This is a genomic window from uncultured Slackia sp. (assembly GCF_944321625.1).
Classification (GTDB): domain Bacteria; phylum Actinomycetota; class Coriobacteriia; order Coriobacteriales; family Eggerthellaceae; genus Slackia.
Map to the genome: position 1 here is coordinate 37,078 of NZ_CALUMA010000107.1, position 12,576 is coordinate 49,653.

9 protein-coding genes are annotated in these 12,576 nt (G+C 61.8%); 8 read left to right on the forward strand and 1 reads right to left on the reverse strand.

Translation table 11 applies throughout. The annotated features are described in order from the left end of the window. Window positions 1-195: 195 nt before the first annotated feature. Entirely contained in the window at window positions 196-1,455 is a 1,260-nt protein-coding gene (locus Q0J60_RS09190) for an MFS transporter (protein WP_294440823.1), read from the forward strand. 134 nt (window positions 1,456-1,589) lie between these two features. Here the strand turns inward: Q0J60_RS09190 and Q0J60_RS09195 are convergent, their stop codons facing one another. Further along, entirely contained in the window at window positions 1,590-2,369 is a 780-nt protein-coding gene (locus Q0J60_RS09195) for an Hsp70 family protein (RefSeq protein WP_294440824.1), read from the reverse strand. Window positions 2,370-2,531: 162 nt separating this feature from the next. Between Q0J60_RS09195 and Q0J60_RS09200 the strand changes: the two genes are divergently transcribed. The 7 genes from Q0J60_RS09200 (at window position 2,532) to rpoN (ending at window position 12,573) form a co-directional block, all read left to right on the forward strand. Next, window positions 2,532-3,899 (forward strand): MFS transporter, encoded by a 1,368-nt coding sequence (locus Q0J60_RS09200; protein WP_294440826.1) that lies wholly within the window; start codon window positions 2,532-2,534, stop codon window positions 3,897-3,899. A gap of 176 nt (window positions 3,900-4,075) precedes the next feature. Further along, window positions 4,076-6,178, forward strand: coding sequence for an FAD-dependent oxidoreductase (locus Q0J60_RS09205; protein ID WP_294440829.1), 2,103 nt, complete (start codon window positions 4,076-4,078; stop codon window positions 6,176-6,178). Between the two features lie 10 nt (window positions 6,179-6,188). Next, the gene (locus tag Q0J60_RS09210) at window positions 6,189-6,959 is read left to right on the forward strand and encodes an enoyl-CoA hydratase/isomerase family protein (protein ID WP_294440830.1); all 771 of its coding nucleotides are present in this window, start codon (window positions 6,189-6,191) and stop codon (window positions 6,957-6,959) included. A 139-nt stretch (window positions 6,960-7,098) separates the two neighbouring features. After that, window positions 7,099-8,682, forward strand: coding sequence for a class I adenylate-forming enzyme family protein (locus Q0J60_RS09215; protein ID WP_294440832.1), 1,584 nt, complete (start codon window positions 7,099-7,101; stop codon window positions 8,680-8,682). A 4-nt stretch (window positions 8,683-8,686) separates the two neighbouring features. Then, window positions 8,687-9,862 carry an acyl-CoA dehydrogenase gene (locus Q0J60_RS09220; protein ID WP_294440833.1) on the forward strand — a complete coding sequence of 392 codons (1,176 nt, stop codon included), beginning with the start codon at window positions 8,687-8,689 and terminating at the stop codon, window positions 9,860-9,862. A 235-nt stretch (window positions 9,863-10,097) separates the two neighbouring features. Then, window positions 10,098-10,895, forward strand: a complete 798-nt coding sequence (locus Q0J60_RS09225; protein ID WP_294440835.1) for a TIGR03084 family metal-binding protein — start codon at window positions 10,098-10,100, stop codon at window positions 10,893-10,895. 214 nt (window positions 10,896-11,109) lie between these two features. Then, the gene (gene rpoN / locus Q0J60_RS09230; protein ID WP_294440836.1) at window positions 11,110-12,573 is read left to right on the forward strand and encodes an RNA polymerase factor sigma-54; all 1,464 of its coding nucleotides are present in this window, start codon (window positions 11,110-11,112) and stop codon (window positions 12,571-12,573) included. The last annotated feature ends 3 nt before the right edge of the window (window positions 12,574-12,576 follow it).

Genomic DNA, 12,576 nt, shown 5'->3' on the forward strand with positions numbered 1-12,576 from the left:
TTTCAGACATTAACATGATGACCTATATATTAACAAAACGCTAACACTATGCCTTGAACAAGCTAAAATTGCAGGAAATCAGGGCGGTTTAGGCACCCAGACGCCCGTTATCCCCCTCCTATCCGTGAAGCCTTTGTTAACAGGGGAGCCCTAAAGTGGAACAGCTTTATTGAACTGCCGCAGAAAGGGATCAACATGACGGCATCTAAACTGAGCGGCTCCGTTTGGGCATGGCTCGTGCTCATCGGTTGCATCGGCTTCTACTCCATCCCGACGGGCATCATCGCCAACACGTCGGGCATCTTCGTGGCGCCGGTCATGGACCAGTTCGGTTGGACCCAGACCGATACCACCATGTACCGCACCATCCAGCCCATCGTTTCGGCCATCACGGCTCCTATCGCGGGCAAGCTGCTTGAGAAGTACAACCCGCGCTGGATCCTGACCGCGGTTTCCGCTGCGTTCGGCCTGGCATCGCTCGCCAGCGCCTATGCCACCGAGCTGTGGCAGTGGAACCTCTACGGCGTGGTGTTCGGCATCACCGCCGGCTTCTTCATGTATCTGGCTGCTCCGGTTCTGATCAACATCTGGTTCAAGAAGGGTTCCGGCATCGCCGTGTCCATCGCTGCCGCCACCCTGTCGCTGCTCGCCGCCATCGCGAGTCCCGTGGGCCAGGCGCTTATCAACGAGTTCGGCTGGCAGACCGCCCGTGCGGTGCTCTCCGTGTTCACCACCGTTCTGTCCGCTATCCTGACCGCCGCCTTCGTGCGCAAGAGCCCCTCGGTCATGGGCGTGCTGCCCTTCTGCGCCGACTCGGTGTATGAGGAGGGCGAAGACAACTCCGCCATGGAGCAGGACGGCGCCACCATGGAGCAGGCCAAGAAGTCGCCCGCTCTGTACACCCTCATCCTGGTCGCCGGCATCTTCTGCATGTGCGCGGCATTCTTCCAGCAGATTCCCGCGTTCTGCTCGCACGGTGCGCTGGGCGCTACCGTAGGCGCCACCGCCGTGTCCATCATCATGGTGGGCGGCATCGTGGGCAAGCTGCTGCTGGGCGCTCTGAACGACAAGATCGGCATCACCTGGACGGGCCTCATCGCCACGCTGGGCGGCGCCATCGGCATGGTGCTCGCATGGCAGGCAGGCTCCAACGTGGTCATGTTCTATGCGGGCATGGTCATCTTCGGCTTCGGCTACGCCGGCCTGACCGTCATCGCCCCCATGCTGGCCCGTGCCTCCTTCGGCCCGCGCAACTACTCGCAGATTTATTCCTGGGTGTCCACCGGCATCTTCATCGCCACGGCCATCTCGTTCACGGTGTACGGCCTGATCTACGACAACACCGGCAACTACGACCTGTGCTTCGTGGTGGTCATCGCGCTGTACGTGTGCGCCGCCATCATGATTCCGTTCACCGTCAAGCGCGGCAACGCTCTGTGGAAGAACAAGAAGTAGCACGATTCGCTCACGAGAAGCATTGCAAGGGCGCTCTCCCTCGGGAGGGCGTCCTTTTGTTGCATGAAAAAGCCGGCCTCGACATGAACGAGGCCGGCTGTAATGCGCTCAAGAGCAGTAGGAGCGTACGAAGGCTATCGATACCACTGCATGACGGCGGCGCGCAGCTGGTGCAGCTGGGGAAGGCTCGCTTTCAGGGTGGCGATGTCCTCGCGGAACTGGGCGATGGATTGCGGGGTGAGTTTCTTCACCGGGGAGTTGAGGACCTTGCACACGCGATTGACCACTTTGTTGTGGGCGTGCTTCTGGGCGAACCCCATCTTCTTCTTCGCCACGATATAGATGTCGGCCAGTTCGTTGATGAATTGACGCGCCTCGTCGGACTCCTTGAGATAGGTGCGCCACTCTTCGTCTTCCGCCTGGTGGGATTCCGCGTCCTCGGCAAGGCGGCGCAGGTCGTCGGCCGAAATGGGGCCGCTTTGCGAAATGACGGCGCCCTTGTCTTCGGTGCGGTCGAGGTTGTTCGATCCCAGCGACAGCGTGCCTTGGCCATCCATGCCCACCAGCATGTCGATCATGGGCAGGCCCTGATTCGACCAGCGGATATTGCGAAGGCGAATGCGCCCGAGCGATAGGTTGTCTTTAGCGAGCGGACGGCTTCCCAGAAGGAAGTGCGCCTCGACGGCGGTCTGATAGGCGATAGCGGTGGAGTACATCTCGCTATGCCAGAAGGGGATGGGCTCATTGCGCTTCACGAGCACCTGCATGCGTCCGTCTGGCAGCTCGATGCCGATGTCTACGGGGAGCTTGCCGTTCTCAAGCTCCACGGGAATTCTGACGGAGTTGACCTCGCTCAGGCGCTCGAATTGGCCTTCGGGCGCCTTGAACTGGGGCTTCTTTTTCTTCTTGGCCATGAGGCTCCTCGTTTTCGAATCGGTTCGTATTTGAACATAAAATATAGCAAAAAATGTGCCCGATTGCTGCATTCGTTATACGTGAGCAAAGTGCTCTCGGTCTGTTCGGTAAAAGGTGGCATGCCGTTTGCTTCTTGACAAGACGAGAGGAAGTGACGGGGCATGAGGCGCGCGGATACAGGGAAGTCGCAGGTACGTTCGAAGAAGGTGCGGGGGCGCATCCATCCGGCATGGCTCGTGTTTATCGGCTGTCTGGGCTTCTATTCCCTGGTTATCGGGTTTCTTTCGAACACGGCGGGCAACTATTACGAGCCCGTGATGCAGGAGACGGGATGGTCGCGCTTCGAGGCCACCATCTTCACGGTCATCATGCCCATCGTGGCGTGCGCGTGTTCGCCTTTCTCGGGAAAGATTCTCAATAGATTCGGTCCGCGCACGGTGCTTCCCGCGTGCGTGATCGCCTTCGGCATCGCCTACCTTCTGACCGCCGTGACCCGTGGGCTTTGGTCCTGGATCCTGTTCGGGGTTGTCTACGGCGCGACGTCATCGTTCATCATGTATCTCGCGATACCCGTGCTCATCAACGCCTGGTTCACGAAACGAATGGGATTGCTCATAGGCATCGTGGGCGCGTCTTTGAGCGTGTGCGCGGCTATCGCGAGCCCGCTGACCACGTTTCTCATCGGGTTTCTGGGCTGGCGGTGCGCCCGCGTGGTCATGGGCGTCACGGTTACGGTGCTGGCGTGCGCGATCACTGTGGCATGCGTTCGCGGGATGCCCGATACGCTGGGCGTGGCGCCGTACGGTGCGGAAGAGGATGCGTCATGCAACGTGAGGAAGAAGGCCGCGCGCACAGACGGGGCGCAACCGTCTCGGACGGCGGAAGGGAGCTCGGAGGATGCTTCCGTTGCGCGCAAGGAGTCCGCAGGTGCGGAAGTGCGCGGCGTGGAAGCGTCTCGGGCGATGAAATCTCCCGCGTTCGTGCTGCTGCTGATTTCAGCGGGCTGCTTCGTGATGAGCGCCACCCTATGTCAGCAGCTTGCCTCTTTCGGAGCGGAATCGCCCCATATAGGCGCCGTGGCGGGCGCGTTCGCTGTGTCCATCGTGAGCTCGATGGCCATATTCGCGAAGATATTCCTCGGATGGGTGAGCGACCGGTACGGCGCGCGCGTCGCGGCGCGCGTGGGCGCTGGCTGCGGCTGCATAGGGGCGCTCGTCATGCTGCTTGCGAACGGGGTGCCGGCGTTCTTTCTCGGCGCGGCTCTGTTCGGTTGCGGCTATTCGGCGCTTTCGGTGGTGAATCCCCTTGCGACCAAGGATTGCTTCGGCCCGCGGGATTACACCCGCATCTATGCGCGCGTCACCACGGCCGTGTTCTTCTTCAACGCCATCGGCGCGTCGGCCTATGCGGTCATCTACGACGTCACGGGCTCCTATGCCGGCATGTTCGTTATGGTCATCGCGCTGTACGCCACGACGTTCCTCATTGTTCCTTTGGCCATCTCTTTGGGCTCCAAACTGTGGAAATAGCGGTTGGCACGCAATTTGCTTAAAAGGGAATTGGACCGAGGTTTCTCCCGCATGGCGCCCTGCTTGCCGTACGGCGCGCAGGTCGGACTGCGGAAGCGACCTCGTATGAAACCGCCTTGTACGTAAAAGGGGCTTTCGATAGAGGATTCGTCGTCAAGAGAAGGAGAATGCATACGATGAGCACGCAGTATCCCATCCTCGGCTCGCCGCTGAAGGTCAACGGCGTCACGCTGCAGAACCGCATGATCACCACGTCCATGTCGCCGGGCGAGGGCTATGCGGAGAACGGCAAGGCCACCCAGCGTCTGGCCAACTACCTTGAGGAGCGCGCTGCCGGCAAGACGGGCCTGATCATCCAGACCATCTGCCCGTGGAAGCGCAACTCCGACATCGGCGAGAACGGCATCCATCTGCATCCCCTGCCGTCCTGCTATGGCGACGAGTGCATTCCCAACCTCAAAGAGATGATGGTCGATCCGGTGCATAAGCACGACGGCAAGATCTGCGCTCAGATCTACGCCGTGCACGACTGGAAGTTCGAGTCCGACGAGTGCGAAGGCCCCTACGGCCCCACCGACATCGCCGTGCTGAAGTTCATGGGCGGCTTCCGCGCCATGACCATCGAGCAGATCGAGGAGTTCAAGAAGGAATACTTCAACGCCGCGCGCGTGTGCAAGGAGGCGGGCTTCGACGCCATCGAGGTCATGGCGGGCGTCGGCGGCATCATGAGCCGCTTCATGTCCAAGGCCACCAACAACCGTACCGACCAGTACGGCGGAAGCCTGGAGAACCGCTGCCGTCTGACGGTCGAGATTCTGCAGGGCGTGCGCGAGGTCGTGGGCCCCGATTACCCCATCGTGGTTCGCTGGTCGCCGGTCGACTTCATCAAGACCGACGCGGGCGAGGGCCTGGACATCGAGGAAGCCCTCCAGATCGTTCCCATCCTCGAAGAGGCTGGCCTCGACCTGCATGACCTGGCCGTCGGTTGGCACGAGACCAGCGTGCCGCTGACCACCAAGCGCATCGAGGACGGCCACTGGATGTGGATCGCCGAGAAGATCAAGACCGTGGCGAAGAAGCCTGTCGCCCAGGGCTACCGCAACACCGACCCCACCGTCATGGAGAAGAACCTCCAGGAGGGCAAGTGCGACGCCATCGCCGGCCTGCGCTACAGCATCGCCGACCCCGACCTGCCGCGCAAGGTCATGGAGGACCGCACCGACGACATGCGCAAGTGCATCGTGTGCTGCCGCTGCATCGACGATGTGGTTTCCGGCGGCAAGCCGCTGGTGTACTGCGGCGTGAACCCCCACTTCGGCCCCGAGCTCGATCACGAGCTGTATCCCAAGGCCGACAAAAAGAAGAAGGTCATGGTCATCGGCTCCGGTCCGGCCGGCATCAACGCCGCCGTCGCCGCCAGCGAGCGCGGCCACGAGGTCGATCTGTACGAGGCCGGCCCGCGTCTGGGCGGCTGCGTGAAGATGAGCTCCATTTTCAGCCCCTATCATGAGCGCTACCTTGACTATATGAATCATCTGATCGAATCGCACCCCGCTATCAACGTGCACCTGAAGACCCCGGTGGACGCCTCTGTGGTCAAGGCTGCCAAGCCCGATGCCGTGGTGGTCGCCGTGGGCGGCGATGTGCTGGGTCTGGATGTTCCCGGCGCCGACGGCAAGAACGTCATCCAGTCGCACAACTTCCTGGAGATGCTGAACGGCCACAAGCCCAAGGCCAAGGGCGCGTTCAACAACTTCATGTGGTGGGGCGCCACCACGGTGCTCAAGATGCACTACACCCCCGAATTCGCTCGCAAGGCGACGGGCTCTTTGAGCTGGCCCATCAGCAAGAACGTCGCCATCATTGGCGGCGGCCTGCCCGGTTGCGAGTTTGGGCATCTGTGCATGGAAACGGGCCGCACCACCGCGATTATCGAAGAGGGCAAGAAGATTGGCTATGATGTGAGTGCGTCTGAACGCTTCGGTATGAACAACGACTTCAAGAAGGCTCCCAACGTGACCACCTACCCGCTTACCAAGGTGACCGAAATCACCGAGAGCGGCGTTAAGGCCATTCAGTCCGACAGGGAGGGCAACAAGAAGGAAATCTTCATTCCCGCTAAGACCGTCGCCGTCACCTTGGGCTTCAAGCCCAACCATGCGTTGGCCGAATCGCTCAAGGGCATCTGCGACGAGGTGTACCTGGTTGGCGATGCCGATGAGCCGCATCGCATTGCCGATGCCACCAAGGCGGGCTACGTGGCGGGTTGCGCTATCTAGGAGATCGATCATGACTGAGATTGAACGCGACGTCGTGTACATAGAGAAGGCGGAAGACGGCATCGCCGTCATCTACCTGAACCAGCCCAAGAAGAAGAACGCCATCAATGCGCGCATGATGGAGCTTCTGACGCAATGCCTCTATGAGGCGGACGCCGATGACGAGGTGCGCGTGATCGTTCTGCGCGGGTCGGGCAACTGCTTCACGAGCGGCGGCGACTTGAGCCAGTCCTCCCCCGAGGAGAACACCCCCGAGCATGCCCGCAAGACCTATCGCAAGTACTGCCAGGCCGTCTGGGCCCTGCGCTCTATCGCCAAGCCGGTCATCGCCATGGTGGACGGCTATGCCGTGGGCGGCGGATTCGCCCTGGTGCTTGCCAGCGATCTGGTGTGCATCTCGGAAACCGCCCAGATCATCCCGGCGTTCTGCCAGATCGGCATTGCTCCCGAGATGGGTGTGGTGAAGTTCTTGCCCGAGTTGGTGGGCGCGCAGCGCGCCAAGGAGATCGTGTTCCTGGGCGACCGCATCAGCGGCCAGCAGCTGTTCGATATGGGCATCGCCAACCGCGTGTGCGCCTCCGAGGATCTCGAGGCCACCACGATGGGTCTCGCCAAGCGTCTGTCCGACATGCCCGACGCCTCTATCCAGGTTGCCAAGTGCATGTTCAACGGCCTTGCAGACTGGAACCTGCAGACGTCCATGAACAACGAGCAGACCGCTTCGCCGTTCTGCACCACTACCAAGGCCTACGCAAAGACCATGGAGAAATTCGCGCGCTAACGTGCGCAAAGGCCCGTCCCGCTTCCGCAAGGAGGGGGAGGAGCGGGACGGGCCTCGCCGACGGGCGCCGGTCACTCGCCGGCGCGACGTGGGGCCGGACGAAAAAAGGGAGCGTCCGATAAAGGAAGGGATTGACGCGATGGGCTACGAGCAATACGACAACATCATAGAGCCGTTTCTCGAGAACGTGCGCGCGCATCCGGACCGGCTCGCCTGCGTATGCGGCGACGTCACCCACACCTACGCCGAGATGAACGTGCTGACCGACCGCATCGCCCGTGCGTTCGTCGACCGCGGCATAGGCGCCGGCGACAAGGTGGCCTACCTCATTCCCAACAGCATCGAGCTGGTGGGCGTGTATCTGGCCATCCAGCGCATCGGCGCGGTGGCGGTTCCGCTGAACTACCGCCTCATCTCGCGCGAGATAGCGTTTCTGACCAACGCTGTTGACGCGAAGCTGCTCGTGTTCGACAAGCAGTTCGTCGACAAGGTGACCGCCGTCCTGAGCGTTTTCGATTCCGACCTCGACCTCATGGGCGTGGGCACCTCGACGCCGTACGCGCCCCGGCTGTGGGACCTCGCCAGCGAGGCGCCCATCGACCCCGAGGTGCCGCTGTTCAAAGACGCGTCGGCGCTTTCGCGCATCCAGTTCACCGGCGGCAGCACGGGCCTTCCCAAGGGCGCGTGCCGCACGCACCGCCAGGACCTCACCGAGATCCACGCGTGCATCGCGTCCAACGACATGCTGGAGATGGACCATCCCGTGGCGCTGATCCAGTGTCCGCTCGAGCATCACGGCGGGCACAGCTGGTTCATGTCGGCGCTCTCCGCCGGCGCGACCACGGTGATCTGCGGCAAGTTCAACCCGCAGAGCATCCTCGCCCAGATCGAGCAGTACGGCGTGACCCACATGATCCTCCTGCCGCCCACCACGTACCTGCGCCTCATGCGCGACGAGCACGTGGGCGACTACGACCTGTCCAGCATCCGCATCGTGCAGAGCGCCGCCGGCGCCATGACCCCCGAGGTCATATCCGAGGCGTTCGAGGTGTTCCCCAACACCGAGGTCAACTACGGGTGGGGCCAGAGCGAAAGCGGCACCGGCACCAGCATCCGCATCACGCGCGACATGGTGGAGCGCCGCGTGCCCGAGCTCGCCTCCGTGGGAACCCCCATGGAAACGCTCGAGGTACGCATCGTGGACGACGACGGGCGCGACGTGGAGGAAGGGCAGTCGGGCGAGGCGATCGTCAAATCGCCCGCGGTCATGTCGGGCTACTACGGCCAGGACGACCTCACGCGCAACGCGTTCACCGACGACGGGTGGCTGCATACGGGCGACATCATGCGCCGCGACGAGAACGGCTACCTCTATCTGATGGCCCGCAAGAAGGACATGATCAAGTCCGGCGGCGAGAACGTGTTCATCAACGAGGTGCAGACCGCCATCCTGCGCAACCCCAAGGTTGCGGACTGCGTGGTGTTCGGCACGTCCGACTCGGTGATGGGCGAGGCGGTTGCCACTGTGGTGCAGCCGCAGCCCGGTGTGGAGCTGACTGTCGAAGAGGTCCAGGAAACATGCAAGCAATACATAGCGAGCTATAAGAAGCCCCGCTATGTCGAATTCATCGACGACCTTCACAGAGACGATGCCGGCAAGGTTCGTCTGAAGGATGTCATAGATTACTTCGACCGCAAGAGAGCAGAGAAGGAAAGGAAGTAGGCCAATGGATTTCAAACTGACCGAAGAGCAGGAGCTGCTGCTTGAGAGCGTCGACGAGGTGTGCGAGCGTTACGGCACCGAGCAGTATTTCAAGGAGTGCGACGAGAAGCATGTGTGGCCCAAGGAGTTCACCGACGCGCTTCTGGAGAACGGCTTCCAGTCGCTGGGTCTCGATGAGGAGTACGGCGGAACCCCGGTTGACGTTCAGACCCTGATGCTGGTGGCCGAGCGCATGTGCAAGAACGGCGTGCCCATCTACATCTACGGCAACCTGTGCGCCCTCAAGGACATGACCGAGTACGGTTCCGAGGAGCAGAAGGAGCAGTGCTTCGCCGAGGTGGCCAAGGGCAATCCGGGCTTCGTTCTGGGCTTCACCGAGCCTGGCGCCGGCTCCGACTCCAGCGCTCTTGCCTCCACCTACACCCGTCGCGACGGCAAGGTGTACCTCAACGGCAGCAAGTCGTTCATGACCAACGCCGTGAACTCCAAGTACATGCTGTGCGTGGCCCGCAACTCCGAGGATGACGCCAGCCTGCGCGAGAACCGCTCCAAGTTCTCCATGTGGTGGGTCCAGCTGCATGACGACGAGGGTAACCTGATGCCGGGCATCTCCATCGAGCCGCTCGAGAAGATCGGCTGGAACATGGGCAACACCTGCGAGCTGCACATGGAAGACGTCGAGCTTGAGGAAAGCGCCCTGGTGGGCACCGAGGGCAACGGCTTCATGCAGGCCATGGTGAACTTCGAGGTGGAGCGCCTCATCGCCTGCGCCCAGAGCCTGGGTGCTGCCGAGTGCGCCTTCGAGGATGCCACCCGCTACGCCACCCAGCGCATCCAGTTCGGCAAGCCGATCGGCAAGAACCAGCTCATCCAGGAGCACATCACCGAGATGTACATGAAGATCGAGAACATGCGCAACTGGGTGTACAAGACCGCGTGGAAGATCGACAACGGCGAGCCCGTGCAGATCGATTCCGCCGTGGCCAAGCTGTACTGCGGCCGCGCCGCGTTCGAGGTCGTCGACACCGCGCTGCAGGTCATGGGCGGCATCGGCTACACCAAGGACTGCCGCATCTCGCGCCTGTGGCGTGACCAGCGCGTCTACCGCATTGGCGCCGGCACCGACGAGATCATGATTCACATCGCCGGCCGCGCCATCCAGAAGCTGTATCAGGATTAGTGCCGTTCCGCCGGCTTGCCAGCCGGCGGAATTGCTCGATGAGGCGCTGCGACGCTGCGAGCGAGCCTAGCGGCCGGCTTGGCCCTTATGCTCCCCTCGGCGCGTGCGAAGCACGCTTGGGGTCGCGGCGGGCCAATCCGACTCGCCAGGCTCGCCCTCGCTGGCTTTTCAGCAACCTGCAGGATCATGGATGACCTGCAGGCATCTAGGCAAGTTACGTTGAAAGGGGAAAACAATGGCAGAACTCTTCGATCCCATGGGCGACCTGTTGGCCGAGCAGGCTCAGGTTGACGTTCTGGTTCAGGACTTCACCGAGGAGGACTGGAACAAGATGGCCTCCTACTGCACCACCTGGAAGCTCAAGGACGTCATCGCCCACATCGCCATGTTCGACTACTGTGCCGCCGAGCTTCTGAACGGCCGCGGCGAGAGCGTGAACGCCGTCGCCGATGCATTCTCCGATCAGGACGAGCACTATCATGTCATGAAGTGCCAGGACATGACTGGCGCCGAGATCCTCGCTTTCTGGCGTGAGCAGCGCACCCTGATGAACGCCACGTTCATGGAGCAGGGGCCCAAGGCCCGCGTGCCGTGGGCTGCCGGCATCCCGCCGATGTCCAACCGCTCGCTGGCCTCCGCCCGCCTGATGGAGCTGTGGGCGCACTCCGTCGACATCTACGACGCCCTGGGCCTCGACCCCGTGGTGAAGGACCGCATCACCTCCACGCTGTTCCTGTCGTGGCAGGGCCGCCCGAACATGTACAACGTGAACGGCCTCACCTTCGACCCCGAGATCCCGATGTACCTTGAGCTCACGCTGCCCTCCGGAGAGGTCTGGGCCAAGGGCGACCCCGAGAGCCCGAACTACATCAAGGGCACCGCGAAGGACTGGGCGCTCGTCGCCATCCGCCGCCGCAACTGGATGGACACCGACCTCGAGGTCGTGGGCGACGAGGCGCGCACCTACGCCACCATCGTGCAGACCTACGCCGGCCCCGCCGAGGCGGCCCCCGAGGCCAAGCGCCAGCGCTAAGCGGACTTCGTTCGCGCCAGCGCAGAGGCGAGTCGCATCGCCGTTCTGGGGAGGAGCGTATGCTCCTCCCTTTTTTCACGCCTGAAAAAGGTTAGGTTGCTAAGCATAAAGCATGCCAAATTTCTTTAAAGCGCCTCCGGTCTACCGAAATCCCATAGAAAAAAAGGCCAAAACGACTAAAATGGAGCATGCACGTCGTTTTGAAAGGGGGAGCATGGCAACCACGCGTCTGGAAATGCAGCAGTCTTCCCGCACGGCGACGAAAACCAAGACCAAAGTCACGCTTGCCCCCGTGGCACTCCAGGGGCTGGAGATTCTGTCGCTTCCGGTAAGCGCGCTTCCCGATTACATCTCGAAAGCCGCGGAATCCAATCCGCTGCTGGAAGTGAACTACGACGACGATCTGCTCGCGTTCTCGGAAATGCCGAACGAGAACGCGTACGAGGATATGCTTGCCAGTGCCGAGCAGAACGACGATCAGCCCGAACCGCTCATCCGCCCGCGCGGCGATGCGCCGCTTCCAGGGCTTGCCGGCGACTGGGATTTCTCGCGCATTCAAGATGATTGCATGGAAACCGAGACCCTTCGCGAATACCTGCAGTTCCAGGCGTCGTGCCTGGACCTTTCCGCTGCCATGTTGAAGCTGGTCGATGCCGTTATCGAAGGCATCTCAGACGATGGGTATTACACGGGCGATGTGGGCGTGGTTGCGTTCGAGCACGGCGCCGAGCTGGCGTCGGCCGACGAGGCCCTTCGAATCGTTCAGGGCCTGCAGCCGGCAGGCGTGGGTGCTAGGTCGCTTTCAGAATGCCTGGAGCTTCAGGTGGACGAACGTGATCCTCATCGCGACGCTCTGCTTTGTCTTGTGCGTGAACATCTGGGTGACCTGGCCGAAAACAAGCTGACCGTTTTGGCCAAGGCTCTCGGCGTGGACATGGAAGACATGCTGGATATGAAGCGCACCGTGCTGGAGATGAATCCTCGACCGGGCGCGGCGTTCTATCAGAAGACGGACGCGCGCTACATCATTCCCGACCTCATCGTGAGAAAACTTGATACGCGTCTCACGGTAGAAGTGACCGGGATGATGGAAAAGTGCCTCTCCCTCAATTCCGATTACGTTTCGATGCTCGAGGGCGCAGGGCTCGATGCCGAGGCGCGCGGGTATCTCGCCGAGAAACGCGAGGAGGCCGACCGGCTGCTGCGCAACCTCGACCATCGAAGCCGCACGCTCGAGCGGTTCGGGGCGTTTCTGGTGGAGAAGCAGTTCCGCTTCTTCCTCATGGGCGGGGGAGCGCTTTCGCCCATGAATATGCAGCAGGCGGCAGATGCGCTGGGCGTGCACGTGTCCACCATCAGCCGCACGGTGCAGGGGAAATACGTGCAGACGCCCTGGGGAACGTTTCCGCTCAAGATGTTCTTCACGCGTTCGTTGCCGCGCACCGATTCGGAAGGCGTCGGCGGGGGCGTATCATCGTTCGAAATCAAGAAAATGATCAAGGCTATCGTTGACGAGGAAGACAAAGAGCATCCGCTAAGCGACGCGAAGATCACCGAGGTGCTCAACGGGCGCGGCGTGGAAATCAAGCGCCGCACGGTCGCCAAATACCGAGAGTCGCTGGGCATCGAGCCGCAGGCCCGCAGGCGCTGGGCGGTGAAGCCAGGGATTGACGACTGACGA

What these genes read in the sequence shown, in the direction of transcription:
- Q0J60_RS09190 (WP_294440823.1), top strand. Translation starts at nt 196, where the DNA reads ATGACGGCATCTAAACTGAGCGGCTCCGTTTGGGCATGGCTCGTGCTC.
- Q0J60_RS09195 (WP_294440824.1), bottom strand. Translation starts at nt 2,369, where the DNA reads ATGGCCAAGAAGAAAAAGAAGCCCCAGTTCAAGGCGCCCGAAGGCCAA.
- Q0J60_RS09200 (WP_294440826.1), top strand. Translation starts at nt 2,532, where the DNA reads ATGAGGCGCGCGGATACAGGGAAGTCGCAGGTACGTTCGAAGAAGGTG.
- Q0J60_RS09205 (WP_294440829.1), top strand. Translation starts at nt 4,076, where the DNA reads ATGAGCACGCAGTATCCCATCCTCGGCTCGCCGCTGAAGGTCAACGGC.
- Q0J60_RS09210 (WP_294440830.1), top strand. Translation starts at nt 6,189, where the DNA reads ATGACTGAGATTGAACGCGACGTCGTGTACATAGAGAAGGCGGAAGAC.
- Q0J60_RS09215 (WP_294440832.1), top strand. Translation starts at nt 7,099, where the DNA reads ATGGGCTACGAGCAATACGACAACATCATAGAGCCGTTTCTCGAGAAC.
- Q0J60_RS09220 (WP_294440833.1), top strand. Translation starts at nt 8,687, where the DNA reads ATGGATTTCAAACTGACCGAAGAGCAGGAGCTGCTGCTTGAGAGCGTC.
- Q0J60_RS09225 (WP_294440835.1), top strand. Translation starts at nt 10,098, where the DNA reads ATGGCAGAACTCTTCGATCCCATGGGCGACCTGTTGGCCGAGCAGGCT.
- rpoN (WP_294440836.1), top strand. Translation starts at nt 11,110, where the DNA reads ATGGCAACCACGCGTCTGGAAATGCAGCAGTCTTCCCGCACGGCGACG.